Raw genomic sequence first — 16021 nt, forward strand, 5'->3', positions numbered from 1 at the left:
CCCTAAACCCATCACCAGCATATTGGAGAGTGGGCTGGCCTGAACCTGAGTCAAAACTGTGGGAGGGGGCTCTGTGTATTAATCAGGCCATCTGTTTCCAGCCCCAAACCCACCACCGGCATATTGGAGAGTGGGCTGGCTGAACCTGGTCAAAACTGTGGGAGGGGGCTTGCTCCCGATTGCGGCGGGTCAGTCAGCACATTTTGCACAGGCAGACCGCAATCAGGAGCAAACCCCTTCCCACAGGTTAGAACAGGCGGGCGAGCAGGGCGGTTACGGCGGTTTCGACGCGCAGGATGCGCGCGCCCAATTGCACGGGCTGCATGCCAGCCTTTGCCAGCAACTCTACTTCGTAGGGAATCCAGCCACCTTCCGGGCCGATGGCCAGGGTGACCGGTTCATTCAGCCCACGCGGGCAAGCCGGGTAATCACCGGGGTGACCGATCAGTCCGAGGGTGCCTTCGGTCATAGCCGGCAGGCGATCTTCAACAAACGGCTTGAAGCGTTTTTCGATGACGATTTCCGGCAGCAGCGTGTCTCGCGACTGCTCCAAACCCAAAATCAGTTGCTCGCGGATCGCCTCGGGCTCCAGAAACGGCGTTTGCCAAAAGCTCTTTTCCACGCGGTAGCTGTTGACCAGCACCACCTTCGGTACGCCCATCGCCGCCACGGTTTGCAGCACGCGGCGCAGCATCTTCGGGCGCGGCAGGGCCAGCAGCAGGGTCAGCGGGAGCTTGGCCGGCGGCGGCTGGTCGAGGCGCACTTGCAGCTCGGCCTCAGATGCTTCCAGGCGCAGCAGTTGCGCAGTGCCCATCAACCCGCCAATGCGGCCGACGCGCAGGCTGTCGCCGACCGCCGCACGGTGGACGTCCTGCATATGCACCAGGCGCCGATCACGCAGGATCACCCGGTCGGCCGCGATAAAGTCCGCCTCCTCAAGCAGCAGCAGGTTCACGGCTGGGTCGCTGGCGGCTGGTCGTCCGGGTCTGGGTCGGCATCGGCGGGTTGGTCATCGGGGTGATCGCCACGCTTGCTGATCAAACCGCTGAACAGAATGCCGATCTCGAACAGCATCCACATCGGCACGGCCAGCAGGGTCTGCGAGAAGATGTCCGGCGGCGTAAGGATCATGCCGACCACGAAGCAGCCGATGATCACGTAAGGGCGGATTTTTTTCAGGTACTTGACGTCGACCACGCCGATCCACACTAACAGCACCACGGCAACCGGGATTTCGAAGGCCACGCCAAAGGCGAAGAACAACGTCATCACGAAGTCGAGGTAGCTGGTGATGTCGGTCATCATTTCTACGCCGGCCGGGGTGGCGGCGGCGAAAAATTTGAAGATCAGCGGGAACACCAGGAAGTACGCGAAGGCCATGCCGGTGTAGAACAGCAAGATGCTCGACACCAGCAATGGCACGGCGATGCGTTTTTCATGCTTGTACAAACCCGGTGCGATAAACCCCCAGATCTGGTGCAGGATCACCGGGATCGCCAGGAACAGCGAGACCATCATCGTCAACTTCAGCGGCGTCAGGAACGGCGACGACACGTCGGTGGCAATCATCGTCGCACCGGCCGGCAGGTACTGGCGCAGCGGCGTGGAGACGAAGGTGTAGATCTGCTGGGTAAAGGCAAACAACCCGGCAAATATGATGAAGATCGCCGCTATGCAGCGCAGCAGGCGGGTGCGCAGCTCGGTGAGGTGCGAGACCAGTGGCATGTGCTGGTCGTTTTCCGGTTTATCAGCGCTCATGGGGCTCGCGGCGGCAGTGTAGGGTCATGGGGAGCGGGCGGCGCGATAGGCGCCGGCGCTGGCTCTGTCGGGGCGGGTGCGGGCGGTGCCGGCGGCTGTTCCGCCACCGGTAAAACCTCGGCCACGGGAGGCGGCGCGATGCTGTGCTCGGCGACTGGCGCGGCCGATTTGCCCGGCTCATTCACCGGAGACAGCATTTTGCGCGCTTCCTGCTCCAACGAAAGGATATGTTCGTTGTGCAACTGGCGGCGAATATCGTCGGCGCCGATTTCCCGTTCAACTTCATCTTTGATGGCGTTGAAACTGCGTTTCAGGCGCCCGATCCACAAGCCAGCAGTGCGCGCGGCACCGGGCAGGCGTTCCGGCCCCAGCACCAGCAGGGCGACGAGGCCGACAAGCAGCAGTTCAGAGAAGCTGATACCAAACATTAGTCAGTGCTCACGAGTCTTTGCGGGTCGGCTCTTGGACTTTTTCAGCCTGTACGTCAAAGGTGCGACGCTCGGGGATCGGCTGGGTGGCCTGCGGGTGCACGGGCTGCACCGGCGGCGCTGGGTTAACCACGGGGTTAACCACCGGGTCGGCGGGTTTTTCGTCATCGTTCATGGCTTTACGAAAGCCCTTGATCGACTCGCCCACGTCGGTGCCCAGGTTCTTGAGTTTTTTGGTGCCGAACACCAGAACAACCACCACCAGAATGACGATCCAGTGTTTCCAGTCAAAAATGCCCATGCTGCAATTCCTCTGTGAAAGTTATTCAGGCGGACGGGCGCGAGGCCTTTTCGGCATGCCCGGACAAGCCGAAGCGACGGTCCAGTTCATCCAGCACTGCCTGCGGATGCTGCCCCAGTTGGGCGAGCATGACCAGACTGTGGAACCATAAATCGGCGGTTTCGTAGATGACATCGCTGCAGTCGCCGCTGATCTGAGCGTCTTTGGCGGCGATGATCGTCTCGACAGATTCTTCGCCGAGTTTTTCCAGAATTTTGTTCAGGCCCTTGTGGTACAGGCTGGCGACATAAGAGCTGTCGGCGTCCGCACCTTTGCGGTCTTCCAGCACTTGGGCCACACGGTTCAGGGTATCGCTCATGTTCAGTGTCCTGCCGAATAAATGGCGTGCGGGTCTTTGAGCACCGGCTCGACTACCTTCCACTCGCCGTTCTCGAACACGCGGTAGAAGCAGCTGTGACGCCCTGTGTGACAGGCGATGTCGCCGATTTGTTCGACCTTGAGAATCACCACATCGGCGTCGCAGTCGATGCGCATCTCGTGCAGGGTTTGCACGTGCCCGGACTCTTCGCCCTTGCGCCACAGTTTGCCACGCGAGCGTGACCAGTAAATGGCGCGCTGCTCAGTGGCGGTGAGGCTCAGGGCCTCGCGGTTCACCCAGGCCATCATCAGCACGCGCCCGGTCTTGTAGTCCTGGGCAATGGCCGGCACCAGGCCGTCACTGTCCCACTTGATCTCGTCCAGCCAGTCTTTCATGTTCGGCTCCGGCAATTTGCGACAGTGTATAACCGGATCGGCTATCGACGCACGATCAGATAAACACCCACGGCGACCATGATCCCGGCCGGCCAGTGGCCCAATTGATTCAGCGGCCCACCGATGGCCAGCATCACGCCGCCGACCAGGTGCGCGGCGCCGAGCAGGCGCAGGAACCAATCGTCCTTGCGCTTTTGCCAGGGCGGCGCGGGGTCTTTGGCGTGCGGCTGGGACATGCGCTCCAGCAGGTCGCGGGTCATGTTGGCCAGGTGCGGCAGTTGTTCGACCTGGCTTTGCAGGTTGCCCAGCAGGGTTTTCGGGCTGACGCGTTCGCGCATCCAGCGTTCGAGGAACGGCTGGGCGGTCTTCCACAGGTCGAGGTCCGGGTACAACTGGCGGCCCAGGCCTTCGATGTTGAGCAGGGTTTTTTGCAACAGTACCAACTGCGGTTGCACTTCCATATTGAAGCGCCGCGCGGTCTGGAACAGGCGCATCAGCACCTGACCGAAGGAAATATCTTTTAACGGTTTTTCAAAGATCGGCTCGCACACCGTGCGGATCGCCGCTTCGAACTCGTTGAGTTTGGTTTCAGCCGGCACCCAACCCGAATCAATGTGCAGTTGCGCGACGCGGCGGTAGTCGCGCTTGAAGAAGGCAAACAGGTTGCGCGCCAGGTAGTCCTGGTCTTCCGGGGTCAGGCTGCCGACGATGCCGCAGTCGATCGCGATGTACTGCGGGCTCCACGGGTTAACGGTGCTGACAAAAATGTTGCCGGGGTGCATGTCGGCGTGGAAGAAGCTGTCGCGGAACACTTGGGTGAAGAAAATCTCGACGCCGCGTTCGGCAAGCATTTTCATGTCGGTGCGCTGGTCGGCCAGGGTCGCGAGATCGGTAACCTGAACGCCGTAGATACGCTCCATCACCAGCACTTTGGGGCGGCACCAGTCCCAATACACTTGCGGCACGTACAGCAACTGCGAGCCTTCGAAATTGCGCTTGAGCTGGCTGGCGTTGGCTGCTTCGCGCAGCAGGTCGAGTTCGTCGTAGATGGTTTTTTCGTAGTCGGCGACCACGTCCACCGGGTGCAGCAAGCGTGCGTCAGCGGAGAAGCGCTCGGCGGCGCGGGCAAGAATAAACAGCCACGCCAGGTCCTGGCCGATAATCGGCTTGAGGCCGGGGCGAATCACCTTCACCACCACTTCTTCGCCAGTCTTGAGCTGCGCTGCGTGCACTTGCGCCACCGAGGCCGAGGCCAGCGGGGCAACATCAAAACGGCTGAACACTTCGCTGATTTTCTTGCCCAACTGCTCTTCGATCAGCTTCATCGACTGTTGCGAATCAAACGGCGGCACGCGGTCCTGCAACAGCATCAGCTCGTCGGCGATGTCTTCGGGCAGCAAGTCGCGGCGAGTCGAGAGGATTTGCCCGAACTTGATAAAAATCGGCCCAAGGTCCTGCAAGGCCAGGCGCACGCGTGCACCACGGCTCAACGTCAGCGCTTTGCGCGGCAACCAGCGCCACGGCAGCACATAGCGCACCGCCAGCAGGAACCACGGCAAGGGCAGGGCGAACAGCAGGTCATCAAGGCGGTAGCGGATTACGACGCGCTGGATACGAAACAAACGGCGGACGGCGAGCAGCTTCATGCGTTATCGCTTGGATCAAGGGAACGGCTCAAGCGCTCGAAGCGGGCCTCAAGGCGTTCCAGGTCGATTTTGGCCTTGTCGAGTTCACGAAAGCGCGCTTGCGCTTCGCGTTCTCCGACCAGGGTGCGCGATTCTTCGCTCAGGTATTCGGCGAGGTTCTGGTTGAGGCTGGCGAACCCTTGCTGGTACCAGCGCGCGCGGCTGCGCAGGTGGCCGCTGATCAACTGGGTGGCCACCGGGCCGAGCCAGCGCGACAGCTCGTATTCCCAATCCAGTTCCAGGTCTTGCAGCACGGCGGCCAATTCCATCAGCACCGCGCTGTCGCCTTCCAGCGCCACTTCGGGGCTGTGCAGGATGGCGCTTTTGTTGCGGCTCAGCGCCAGGTGCAACAGGCTTGAAGCCGGCGCGCGCAGGGTGCAGTCGGCCTCGGCGGCCCACTGGGTCGCGAGCAGCAGGCCTTCATCGCTGGGCAGAATAAACAGCTGCAAGGCGGGGCTGGTGCAGTCGACGGCAATGATCTTGCCATTCAAGTGCGCCAGCCGCGCCAGGGCGGTGCTGTCCAGGCGCAGCACACGGTTGAGGCCGTGTTCTACGCTGGCGAGGAGGCCTGCGAACAGCATCAGGGTTTGATGCCGCGGTGCAGGGCGACAATGCCCGAAGTCATGTTGTGGTAGGTCACGCGGTCAAAACCGGCCTCCACCATCATCGACTTCAAGGTTTCCTGGTTGGGGTGCATGCGGATCGATTCGGCGAGGTAGCGGTAGCTCTCGGCGTCATTGGTGATCAGCTTGCCCATCAACGGCATGAAGGCGAACGAGTAAGTGTCGTAAACCTTGGACATCAGCGCGTTGGTCGGCTTGGAAAACTCCAGCACCAACAGGCGGCCACCCGGCTTGAGCACGCGCAGCATCGAGCGAATAGCGTCCTCTTTGTGGGTGACGTTGCGCAGGCCAAAGGCGATGGTCACGCAGTCGAAGTGGTTGTCCGGGAACGGCAGCTTTTCAGCGTCGGCCTGGACGAATTCGATGTTGCCGGCCACGCCTTTATCCAGCAGGCGGTCGCGGCCGACCTTGAGCATCGAGCCGTTGATGTCGGCCAGCACGACCTGGCCGGTTGGGCCGACGAGTTTGGAAAACTTGGCGGCCAGATCGCCCGTACCGCCAGCAATATCCAGCACGCGGTTGCCGGTGCGTACGCCCGACAGTTCGATGGTAAAACGCTTCCACAGGCGGTGCATGCCGCCCGACAGCACGTCGTTCATCAGGTCGTACTTGGCGGCTACGGAATGAAACACCTCAGCGACTTTTTCCGCTTTCTGGCTTTCCGGAACATTCTTGAAGCCGAAGTGAGTGGTGGGTTCGGCATCGCTGCCTTTGCGCTGATCAGTCATATCGCTGTCACCAAAAGAGAATGCGCCACATGATAATCCCCAAGGCCTGCTTTGTCTTGGCAAGGCTGAAGGTAAGATAGACGGTCACCGAGGTTTTTTGCCGCATGGCAGGTGTTCCAGTCGCTATAAAGAGGAGTCATTGTAATGGCGCGTATTACCGTTGAACGTGCGCATACCTTGGGTAAAGCAGGCGCACGCGCAAAGGCCGAGAAGTTGGCGAGCAAACTCAAGGAACGCTATGGCCTTGAGCCGTCGTGGTCGGGCGATACCTTGAACCTTAAGCGCTCGGGGGTTAAGGGCACGGTATTGGTCGCCGAAGATTCACTGCGCATTGAGGTTGAATTGGGCCTGTTGATGTCGGCCATGAGTGGCACCCTCAAGTCCGAAATCGAGAAAGCCCTGGATAAGACACTGGCCTGACCGGGGTGTGCTTAGGGGGCCGATTCTAATTGTTCAGCCTGGGTTGTGCCCAAACCCTCAAGTTCGGCGGCCCGTTGCTCCAGCCCATTTTGAGTGAGATGCACCATGGCCAAGGTTATTCTGAAGAAAAAATCGACGTTCAAGCCACCCCCCGTTAGTGACGTTAAAAACTATGCCCGCAAGATCTGGCTGGCCGGGTTTGGCGCCTGTGCCAAGGTCGGCAGCGAAGGCGGCGAGTACTTCAAAGAGCGCGTTAGTGCGGGTCAACATGTTGAAAGTAAAGACAAAAAAGTTGCGGTTGAACAACTTGATGCCGCCAACAGTCAGATTGATCAAGTAAAGAGTAATGTCTCAAGCATCAACGGCGTGGTTGAAGTTCAACTGGATAAAGTTGAGTGCGCCTTTGACACGCGTGTTGCCAGTGCCTTGAATCGGCTTGGCATTGCGTCTAAACATGATGTTGGGACACTCTCTGCTAAGCTCGAAGAGCTGACGGCATTGCTGAAACGTGTCGCGCGTAAACACTAAGGAGACATCCGGATGGCTGTTAAAAAGACTACTCAGAAAGAAAGCAGCTCGTGGGTCGGGGAAGTTGAAAAATATTCCCGCAAGATCTGGCTTGCTGGTTTAGGCGTGTACTCGAAGGTTAGCAGTGACGGCGGTAAATACTTCGAGACGTTGGTCAAGGACGGCGAGAAGGCCGAGAAGTTGACCAAGAGTACAGTGGGTAAAAAAGTTGACGCGGCCAAGGCAACTGCCGGTTCCGCCAAGTCCAGCCTTTCTGACACGTGGGGCAAGTTGGAAGAAACGTTCGACAAGCGCTTCAATAGTGCCATTTCGCGACTCGGCGTACCGAGCAAGGCTGAACTGAAGACGCTGCACAGCAAGGTCGATACCCTGACCAGGCAAATCGAAAAACTCACGGGCGCCAAAGCGGCCCCGGTTAAAACTGCTGCGGCTAAACCTGCTGCCAAGCCGGCGGCTAAAACCGCAGCGGCAAAACCCGCTGCGAAAACGTCGGCCAAGCCTTTGGTTAAAGCGGCTGCAAAACCTTCGGTCAAGGCTGCGGCAAAACCTGCGGCAACACCGGCCGCCAAAACTGCAGCGGCAAAACCTGCCGCCAAGCCAGTGGCCGCTAAAGCGGCTACCAAGCCAGCGGCTAAACCTGCGGCCAAGGCGGCTGCGAAACCCGCCGCTAAAACCGCAGCGGCCAAGCCTGCTGCAGCAAAACCTGCAGCAGCCAAGCCAGCGGCAAAACCTGCCGCTGCGAAGAAGCCAGCAGCGGCCAAAAAGCCTGCTGCAGCGGCCAAACCTGCAACCCCGGCACCGGCTGCTTCAACAGCCAACTCGGCGTCCGCGCCGACACACGCTGGTGCTACCCCGACTGCATCGCCGGTAACCCCGACGCCATCCAGTCAGTCCTGATTTTTTTCAGGCTACAAAAAATGCCCGGCCTGCAAAGGTCGGGCATTTTTTTGCATGCAGAATGCGTTCAAATGTGGGAGCGGGCTTGCTCGCGAAATTTTTTCGCAAGTGGGCCAATCATTGACCACGCGACGGGGCATTCAAGCAGACGAGATTAGAAAATGCCCTTTGAACAGGAACACGCCTGCGCTAAAGCATCAGCCGCACGACCGACTGACTCGGGTCGCGGGTTTTGCCGGCCGCTTTGAGTTCAGCCAGGTAATCGGCCCACAGCGCTTCCTGGCGCACGGCCAGTTGGTAAAGGTAGTCCCAAGTGAACAAGCCGCTGTCATGCCCGTCGTCAAAGGTCAATTTCAGTGCGTACTGACCAGCCGGTTCTATCTTGATCAACCGTACGTTGAGCTTGCCGAATTGCAGGATCGGCTTGCCGTGGCCCTGCACCTCGGCGGACGGCGAATGCACGCGCAGCAGCTCGGCGGGTAATTGGTAGGCCTCATCGGGGCTGTAGGTGAGCCCGAGGGTGTTAGAGGCTTTGTGCAGGTTTACAGCAGTGGGGAATTTCGACATTGCAGATGATCCTGAAGGAACCGGCTCAAAACTGTGGGAGCGGGCTTGCTCGCGAATACGGTGTGTCAGTCAGCACCTCTGATACTGATACAGCGCATTCGCGAGCAAGCCCGCTCCCACAGTAAAGCAAAGCGGTCCTGAGTGAGGCTTACAGGATATAACGCGACAGGTCTTCGTTCTGCGCCAATTCGCCCAAGTGGCTGTTGACGTAGTCGGCGTCGATCTTGATCGCTTCGCCATTCTGCGAACCGGCCATGTCGCCAGCGCTGAACGACACTTCCTCAAGCAGGCGCTCAAGCAAGGTGTGCAGGCGGCGCGCACCGATGTTCTCGGTTTTCTCGTTAACCTGCCAGGCGATCTCGGCCAGACGCTTGATGCCTTCCGGCAGGAACTCGATGGCCAGGCCTTCGGTTTTCAGCAGCTCACGGTACTGCTCGGTGAGCGAGGCGTGCGGTTCGCTGAGGATGCGCTCGAAGTCGCCCGGGGTCAGCGCCTTGAGTTCCACGCGAATCGGCAGGCGGCCTTGCAGCTCCGGCACCAAATCGCTTGGCTTGCTCAGGTGGAACGCGCCGGAGGCGATAAACAGGATGTGGTCGGTCTTGACCATGCCCAGCTTGGTGTTCACCGTACAGCCTTCGATCAGCGGCAGCAGGTCGCGCTGTACGCCCTCGCGCGACACGTCGACACCGCCGGAATTACCGCGCTTGGCCACCTTGTCGATCTCATCGATAAACACGATGCCGTGTTGCTCGACCGCTTCCAGCGCCTTGGCTTTGAGCTCTTCGTCATTGACCAGGCGCCCGGCTTCTTCGTCACGCACCAGTTTCAGCGCGTCCTTGACCTTGAGCTTGCGGCTTTTTTTCTTGCCCTTGCCCATGTTGGCGAACAGGTTCTGCAACTGGCTGGTCATTTCTTCCATGCCGGGCGGCGCGGAGATGTCGACGCCGGACACTTCGGCGACTTCGATCTCGATTTCCTTGTCGTCCAGCTGGCCTTCGCGCAGGCGCTTGCGGAACAGCTGACGCGTATTGGAATCGGAGGCCGGTGCGGCGTCTTCGTTAAACCCCATGCGCGCCGGTGGCAGCAGGGCGTCAAGAATGCGCTCTTCGGCGGCGTCTTCGGCGCGGTGGCTGACCTTGGTCATTTCCTGTTCGCGCAGCAGCTTCAGCGCGGCGTCGGCCAGGTCGCGAATGATCGACTCGACGTCGCGGCCCACATAGCCCACTTCGGTGAACTTGGTGGCTTCAACCTTGATGAACGGGGCGTTGGCCAGCTTGGCCAGGCGCCGCGCAATCTCGGTTTTACCGACGCCGGTAGGGCCGATCATCAGGATGTTTTTCGGGGTTACTTCAACGCGCAGTTCTTCAGGCAGTTGCATCCGGCGCCAGCGGTTACGCAGCGCAATGGCAACGGCGCGCTTGGCATCGTCCTGGCCGATGATATGGCGATTAAGTTCATGGACGATTTCGCGGGGAGTCATGGACATAGTGTTTGGCGGCCCTCAAGCGCAAATAAGCCTACGGCTTACTCGGCGAGGTCCTGCTCCTCAATGGTCAGATTGTGGTTGGTGAACACGCAAATGTCGCCAGCAATGCCCAAGGCAGTCTCGACGATTTCGCGGGCCGACAGGTCGGTTTTCTTCAACAGTGCGCTGGCCGCAGCTTGCGCGTAACCACCGCCGGAGCCCATGGCGATCAGGCCGTTTTCCGGCTCAACCACGTCACCGTTGCCGGTGATGATCAGGGACGCGTCTTTGTTGGCGACCGCGAGCATGGCTTCGAGGCGGCTGAGTGAGCGGTCGGTGCGCCATTCTTTGGCGAGTTCGACGGCAGCGCGAACCAGGTGGCCCTGGTGTTTTTCCAGCTGACCTTCGAAGCGCTCGAACAGGGTGAATGCGTCGGCAGTGGCGCCGGCAAAGCCCGCAAGCACCTGGCCGTGGTACAGGCGACGCACTTTTTTGGCGTTGCCTTTCATCACGGTGTTGCCAAGGGAAACCTGGCCGTCGCCGCCCATGACGACTTTGCCGTGGCGACGTACTGAAACGATGGTGGTCAAGGGGAGAGTCTCCACGCAGCGGGGCGAAAATGCCCTGATGGAAACTGATATGGGGGTACTGAGGGGGATTTCAACCGTAGGACGGGAGCGGGTTTACACGGCTGCCACACTTTTCAGAACAGCCCAAAACCAACGGTGGGAGGGGGCTTGCTCCCGATGGCGGTGTGGCAGTCACTGAAAATAGTGACTGATCTACGGCTATCGGGAGCAAGCCCCCTCCCACATGTTTACCTGTTTTAGCCTGAATCAGCGGCTCTGGCGTTGTTGTAACAACAGGTTACTAAACCCTGCGCCCGCCAGTTGTTTCTGTGCCACCGTCAACTGCTCACGGTTGCTGAACGGTCCTACCAACACGCGATACCAGGTCGCTTCCTTGACCGTGCCGGACTCCACCGTCACCGCCTGGCCCAACAGAATGATCTGCGCCCGCACGCGATCCGCATCCGCCTGTTTCGGGAACGAACCCGCCTGCAGGAAGAACTTGGTCACCGGCGCCGCCTTGGTGGCCGCAACCGGCGGCGCTGGCGGCGGGGTGATCCCGGCCAACGCAGCTTGCGCCCGCGCGGTGTCGATTTTCGCCGCTTCGGCTGGCGTTACCGGGGTGGTCGGCACTTGCGGCGTCGGCAGGGTTTTCTCCGGCACCGCGTCCGGCGGCACGATCACTTCCGATTCCGGCAGCAGCGTGTAGAAGTCGTACTTGGGCTTAACCGGAGCGGTCGGGCTAGGCGCCGTCTTGTTGGCTTCGGCCATTTTGCTGGCCTTCTGCTGCTCTTGCTTGACGCGTTTGACGTCATCGCCCTTGCCCGGCTCCAGCTTCATCAGAATGACTACAAACGCACCGACCGCCAGGCCGATGGCCATCCACAGCCAGCCTGGAATAGGCTTCTTTGCCGGTGCCTGGTAGCGGCTCGCGCCGCGCTTGGGTGCAGGTTTTTTCTTGGCAGCCAACTTACATACGCTCCAGAGTTTCCAGGCCTAACAGTTCCAGGCCTTGCTTGAGGGTCCGTCCAGCCAGTGCGGCGAGGCGCAGGCGACTGTGCTTCTGAGCTTCGTCGTCGGCGGTGAGGATCGGGCAGTTCTCGTAGAAGCTTGAGAACAAACCCGCTACTTCGTACAAATAGGTGCAGAGAATATGCGGCGTGCCTTTGTCGCTGACGCTGTTCAGCACTTCGCCGAACTGCGCGAGTTTGGCCGCCAGTTCCTGTTCATGTGGCGCTTCAAGGTTGATTTGGCCCTGGACTTCGCTGAAGTCCTTGCCCAGCTTGCGGAACACACCGGCCACGCGGGTGTAAGCGTAAAGCAGGTACGGCGCGGTGTTGCCTTCAAAATTGAGCATCAATTCGAAGTTGAAGCTGTAGTCGCTGGTGCGGTGCTTGGACAGGTCGGCGTATTTTACCGCCCCAATCCCCACTACGCGGGCGATGTTGCGCAGGTCGGCTTCGGCCAGTTCCGGGTTCTTTTCCTTGACCAGGCTGTAGGCACGTTCCTGGGCTTCGTTCAGCAGGTCGATCAGCTTTACGGTGCCGCCGTCGCGGGTTTTGAACGGGCGGCCGTCGGCGCCGTTCATGGTGCCGAAACCCATGTGTTCCATGTGCATCGGGTGGGTGACGAAACCCGCGCGACGTGCCACTTCGAACACTTGCTGGAAGTGCAGGGCCTGGCGCTGGTCGACAAAATACAGCGCGCGATCCGCCTTGAGCACGCCACTGCGGTAGCGCACGGCCGCCAGGTCGGTGGTGGCGTAGAGGTAACCGCCATCGGCCTTGACGATGATCACCGGCAGCGGCTCGCCGTCGGCATTCTTGAATTCTTCTAGGAACACGCACTGCGCGCCGTTGCTCTCGACCAACAGGCCTTTGGCCTTGAGGTCGTTGACCACGTTGATCAGGTCGTCGTTGTAGGCGCTTTCGCCCATCACGTCGGCCATGCTCAATTTAACGTTGAGCAGTTGGTAGATTTCCTGGCAGTGCGACAGCGAGATCTCGCGGAACCGGCCCCACAGCGCCAGGCATTCCTCGTCACCGGCTTGCAGCTTGACCACCAGGCCACGGGCGCGTTCGGCGAATTCTGCGGAGTCGTCGAAGCGCTTCTTCGCGGCGCGGTAGAAGTTTTCGAGGTCGGCCAGCTCGTTGCTGGTGATCGGGTTTTCCTGCAGGTAAGCCATCAACATGCCGAACTGGGTGCCCCAGTCGCCCACATGGTTTTGACGGATCACGGTATCGCCAAGGAACTCCAGCACCCGCGCCACGCCGTCGCCAATAATGGTCGAACGCAGGTGGCCCACGTGCATCTCTTTGGCCAGGTTGGGTGCCGACAGGTCAACGACCACGCGCTGCAACGGGCCGGCCTTGCGCACGCCGATGTTGGCGTCGGCCAGGGCCGCGTCCAGGCGCGACGCCAGGGCTTGGGTGTTCTGGAAGAAGTTGATGAAGCCAGGGCCGGCGATGTCGGCCTTGGTGACGCTCTCGTCAGCAGGCAGCGCGGCGATGATTTTCTCGGCCAGGTCGCGTGGCTTCAGGCCTGCCGGCTTGGCCAACATCATCGCGATGTTGCTGGCAAAGTCGCCGTGGGTCTTGTCGCGGGTGTTTTCCACCTGGATCGCCGGCGTCAGGCCTTCAGGCAACACACCTTCATTGACGAGTTGGGTGATGGCTTGTTGGATCAGCTGGCGAATGGTGTCTTTCATGGTGTTCTCTTTCGGCCGCAAGCGGCGGCGCGCAATGCGCAGGTGGAAAAGCTCGGCATTATCCGTGGCGAGGGCGGGCTTGCCAACCTTCGCGGGACCTGTGGCCGGGCTTAATACAAATCTACCGGGTCTACATCCAGTGACCATCGCACTTGCCGGCCGCTGGGCATTTGCTCCAGGGCAAGCAACCAGCTACTCAACAGCCGATGCAGCGGTGCGCGCGAGGTGGCCTGCAGCAGTAGCTGAGCGCGATAACGCCCGGCACGGCGCTCCATGGGCGCGGGCACCGGGCCGAGCAGCTCGATGCCGGTCAGACCCAATTCGCCGAGCAAACGTTCGGCCGCGCTGCACGCCTCATCCAAAAAACTTTCGGCCTGCCCCGGTTTGTGGGCTTCGGCGCGCAGCAAGGCCAAATGCGCAAACGGCGGCAGCCCGGCCGAGCGGCGCTCGCTCAATGCCTGTTCGGCAAAGGCGAAGTAGCCTTGTTCGGTCAACTGAATCAGCAGCGGGTGGTCGGCCAAGTGGGTCTGGATAATCACCTTGCCCGGCTCTTCGGCACGCCCGGCGCGGCCTGCGACTTGCACGATCAACTGCGCCATGCGCTCGCTGGCGCGAAAATCCCCGGAGAACAAACCACCGTCCGCGTCGAGGATCGACACCAGCGTTACCCGGGGGAAGTGATGCCCTTTGGCAAGCATCTGCGTGCCCACCAGGATGCACGGTTGGCCCTTCTGAATGGTCGCGAACAGCTGGTTCATTGCGTCTTTACGCGAGGTGCTGTCGCGGTCGACCCGCAGCACGGGGTAGTCCGGGAACAGAATGCCCAGGCGTTCTTCGGCGCGCTCGGTGCCGGCACCCACCGGGCGCAGGTCGACTTTGCCGCATTGCGGGCAGTGGCGCGGCACCCGCTCCACGTGGCCGCAGTGGTGGCAGCGCAACTCGCCATGACGCTGGTGCACGGTCATCCGCGCATCGCAGCGTTCACACTCAGACATCCAGCCGCAGTCATGGCACAGCAGCGTCGGCGCAAACCCGCGGCGGTTGAGAAACACCAATACTTGTTGGCCGGCGGCGAGGGTCTGGCCGATGGCTTGCTGCATCGGCCCGGAATCCCGCTGTCCAGCGGGCGGCTTTTTACGTCCAGGCGCAGGAAGCGGGGTTGCTTGGCGCCCCCCGCGCGCTCATTCAGGCGCAGCAGCCCATAACGCCCGGTGTAGGCGTTGTGCAGGCTTTCGAGGGACGGCGTGGCCGAGCCCAGCACAATCGGAATGTCTTCCTGGCGCGCGCGCACCAGCGCCAAGTCGCGGGCGTGGTAGCGCAGGCCTTCTTGCTGTTTATAGGAGCCGTCATGCTCCTCGTCGATGATGATCAGCCCGGGGTTCTTCATCGGCGTAAACAGCGCCGAACGGGTGCCGATAATAATGTCGGCGTCGCCGTCCCGCGCCGCCAGCCAGGACTCCAGGCGTTCCCGGTCGTTGACCGCCGAGTGCACCAGGGCGATACGCGCGTTGAAGCGCTGTTCGAAACGCGCCAGGGTTTGCGGGCCGAGGTTGATCTCGGGGATCAGCACCAAGGCCTGTTTGCCGCCCTGCAGGGTTTCGCGGATAAGCTGCAAATACACTTCGGTTTTGCCGCTGCCGGTCACACCCGCCAGCAGGAACGCGTGGAAGCTGTCGAAACCCGCGCGGATCGCCTCATAGGCAGCGCGTTGCTCGGGGTTAAGCGGCAACTCCGGCTGAGCCAGCCAGTGTTCGTGGCGCGGGCTGGGTGCATGCTTGCGGATTTCGACCTGAACCAGGCCCTTGGCAAGCAACAGGTCGAGGCTGTCTTTGCTCAGCATCAGCTTGCTGAGTAGCTGATGGGCGACGCCATGCGGGTGCTGCGCCAGCGTCGCCAACGCTTCACGCTGGCGCGGCGCGCGGGCAATGCGCGGGTCATCCAGGCGGGCGCCGGGCACCATCGACCAGAAGCGTTCCTGGCGTGCTTCGGCCAGCTCGCCCTGGCGCAACAACACCGGCAGCGCCCAGCTCAAGGTGTCACCCAGGCTGTGCTGGTAATACTGGGCGGTCCACAGGCACAACTTGAACAGCGCGGGCGGCAGTGGCGGTGTGGCGTCGAGGATGGCCAGGGCGGGTTTGAGCTTTTCTGCCGGGACTTCGCTGTGGTCGGCGACTTCTACCAGAATGCCGATCATTTCCCGGCGCCCAAACGGCACGCGCACGCGCATGCCCGGTTGCAACTGCGCCCGCAGCACGCCGGCCGGGGCCCGGTAGTCGAACAGGCGGCGCAGGGGCGAGGGCAGGGCAAGGCGCAAAATGGCGTCGGGCACGCGAGGGGTCTCATATAAAGGCAGGCGGTGGCGCAGGGGCGGGAGACTAGCAGACCGGCGGTGGAGGTGTCGTGTCTCCGGTGTGCCCATCGTGATTAATGCGGGAAGCGCTTTTGTGGGAGCGGCTTGCTCGCGATGCAGGCACCTCGGTGCATCAGGCATACCGAGTTGATGCTATCGCGAGCAAGCCCCGCTTACCCACAGTTGACTGCATTCTGCTTGGGAGCCCGCCCCGGCATCTGCGCGGCCGGTTTTCTGATGAA

General features: G+C 61.0%; 17 protein-coding genes and 1 pseudogene. 3 read left to right on the plus strand and 15 right to left on the minus strand.

The window, feature by feature from the left end; translation table 11 throughout:
* Positions 1-247 precede the first annotated feature (247 nt).
* Genes F0169_RS21420 through ubiE form a run of 9 tightly spaced genes read right to left on the minus strand, consistent with a single transcriptional unit; the run spans position 248 to position 6276 of the window.
* Positions 248-955, minus strand: coding sequence for a 16S rRNA (uracil(1498)-N(3))-methyltransferase (locus tag F0169_RS21420; protein WP_058411842.1), 708 nt, complete (start codon positions 953-955; stop codon positions 248-250).
* Positions 952-1758 (minus strand): twin-arginine translocase subunit TatC, encoded by an 807-nt coding sequence (tatC, locus tag F0169_RS21425; RefSeq protein WP_152747563.1) that lies wholly within the window; start codon positions 1756-1758, stop codon positions 952-954. The genes F0169_RS21420 and tatC overlap by 4 nt, the downstream gene beginning before the upstream one ends.
* Positions 1755-2186 carry a Sec-independent protein translocase protein TatB gene (gene tatB / locus F0169_RS21430; RefSeq protein WP_058411840.1) on the minus strand — a complete coding sequence of 144 codons (432 nt, stop codon included), beginning with the start codon at positions 2184-2186 and terminating at the stop codon, positions 1755-1757. Before tatB ends, tatC begins: the two co-directional genes overlap by 4 nt.
* 10 nt (positions 2187-2196) lie before the next feature.
* On the minus strand, positions 2197-2487 hold the full coding sequence (locus tag F0169_RS21435) for a twin-arginine translocase TatA/TatE family subunit (protein ID WP_058411839.1): 291 nt from the start codon (positions 2485-2487) through the stop codon (positions 2197-2199).
* A gap of 25 nt (positions 2488-2512) precedes the next feature.
* The gene (locus tag F0169_RS21440; RefSeq protein WP_003209299.1) at positions 2513-2845 is read right to left on the minus strand and encodes a phosphoribosyl-ATP diphosphatase; all 333 of its coding nucleotides are present in this window, start codon (positions 2843-2845) and stop codon (positions 2513-2515) included.
* A 2-nt stretch (positions 2846-2847) separates the two neighbouring features.
* Positions 2848-3240 (minus strand): phosphoribosyl-AMP cyclohydrolase, encoded by a 393-nt coding sequence (gene hisI / locus F0169_RS21445; protein WP_152747564.1) that lies wholly within the window; start codon positions 3238-3240, stop codon positions 2848-2850.
* A 41-nt stretch (positions 3241-3281) separates the two neighbouring features.
* Positions 3282-4886, minus strand: a complete 1605-nt coding sequence (gene ubiB / locus F0169_RS21450; RefSeq protein ID WP_058411838.1) for a ubiquinone biosynthesis regulatory protein kinase UbiB — start codon at positions 4884-4886, stop codon at positions 3282-3284.
* Positions 4883-5506, minus strand: coding sequence for a ubiquinone biosynthesis accessory factor UbiJ (locus F0169_RS21455; RefSeq protein WP_152747565.1), 624 nt, complete (start codon positions 5504-5506; stop codon positions 4883-4885). Before F0169_RS21455 ends, ubiB begins: the two co-directional genes overlap by 4 nt.
* The gene (gene ubiE, locus F0169_RS21460) at positions 5506-6276 is read right to left on the minus strand and encodes a bifunctional demethylmenaquinone methyltransferase/2-methoxy-6-polyprenyl-1,4-benzoquinol methylase UbiE (protein ID WP_058411836.1); all 771 of its coding nucleotides are present in this window, start codon (positions 6274-6276) and stop codon (positions 5506-5508) included. The genes F0169_RS21455 and ubiE overlap by 1 nt, the downstream gene beginning before the upstream one ends.
* 144 nt (positions 6277-6420) lie before the next feature.
* Between ubiE and F0169_RS21465 the strand changes: the two genes are divergently transcribed.
* The 3 genes from F0169_RS21465 to F0169_RS21475 all read left to right on the plus strand — a co-directional run bounded on the left by F0169_RS21465 (position 6421) and on the right by F0169_RS21475 (position 8121).
* On the plus strand, positions 6421-6696 hold the full coding sequence (locus F0169_RS21465) for a polyhydroxyalkanoic acid system family protein (protein WP_058411835.1): 276 nt from the start codon (positions 6421-6423) through the stop codon (positions 6694-6696).
* Between the two features lie 105 nt (positions 6697-6801).
* On the plus strand, positions 6802-7224 hold the full coding sequence (locus F0169_RS21470) for a phasin family protein (protein ID WP_152747566.1): 423 nt from the start codon (positions 6802-6804) through the stop codon (positions 7222-7224).
* A gap of 12 nt (positions 7225-7236) precedes the next feature.
* Positions 7237-8121: a phasin family protein gene (locus F0169_RS21475; protein WP_152747567.1), complete on the plus strand. Its 885-nt coding sequence runs from the start codon at positions 7237-7239 to the stop codon at positions 8119-8121.
* Between the two features lie 189 nt (positions 8122-8310).
* Here the strand turns inward: F0169_RS21475 and F0169_RS21480 are convergent, their stop codons facing one another.
* The 6 genes and pseudogenes from F0169_RS21480 to F0169_RS21505 form a co-directional block, all read right to left on the minus strand.
* Positions 8311-8688, minus strand: a complete 378-nt coding sequence (locus tag F0169_RS21480; protein WP_058411833.1) for a gamma-butyrobetaine hydroxylase family protein — start codon at positions 8686-8688, stop codon at positions 8311-8313.
* A gap of 148 nt (positions 8689-8836) precedes the next feature.
* A complete protein-coding gene (gene hslU, locus F0169_RS21485; protein ID WP_058411832.1) occupies positions 8837-10174 on the minus strand; it encodes an ATP-dependent protease ATPase subunit HslU in 1338 nt (445 codons plus the stop codon).
* 38 nt (positions 10175-10212) lie between these two features.
* Entirely contained in the window at positions 10213-10743 is a 531-nt protein-coding gene (gene hslV, locus F0169_RS21490) for an ATP-dependent protease subunit HslV (protein WP_017738857.1), read from the minus strand.
* A 246-nt stretch (positions 10744-10989) separates the two neighbouring features.
* The gene (locus F0169_RS21495) at positions 10990-11691 is read right to left on the minus strand and encodes an SPOR domain-containing protein (RefSeq protein WP_058411831.1); all 702 of its coding nucleotides are present in this window, start codon (positions 11689-11691) and stop codon (positions 10990-10992) included.
* Between the two features lies 1 nt (position 11692).
* Positions 11693-13429, minus strand: a complete 1737-nt coding sequence (gene argS / locus F0169_RS21500) for an arginine--tRNA ligase (protein ID WP_152747568.1) — start codon at positions 13427-13429, stop codon at positions 11693-11695.
* Between the two features lie 110 nt (positions 13430-13539).
* Positions 13540-15758 (minus strand): annotated as a pseudogene (locus F0169_RS21505) (primosomal protein N').
* Positions 15759-16021: the final 263 nt, after the last annotated feature.

This window comes from Pseudomonas kitaguniensis (genome assembly GCF_009296165.1).
Taxonomy (GTDB): domain Bacteria; phylum Pseudomonadota; class Gammaproteobacteria; order Pseudomonadales; family Pseudomonadaceae; genus Aquipseudomonas; species Aquipseudomonas kitaguniensis.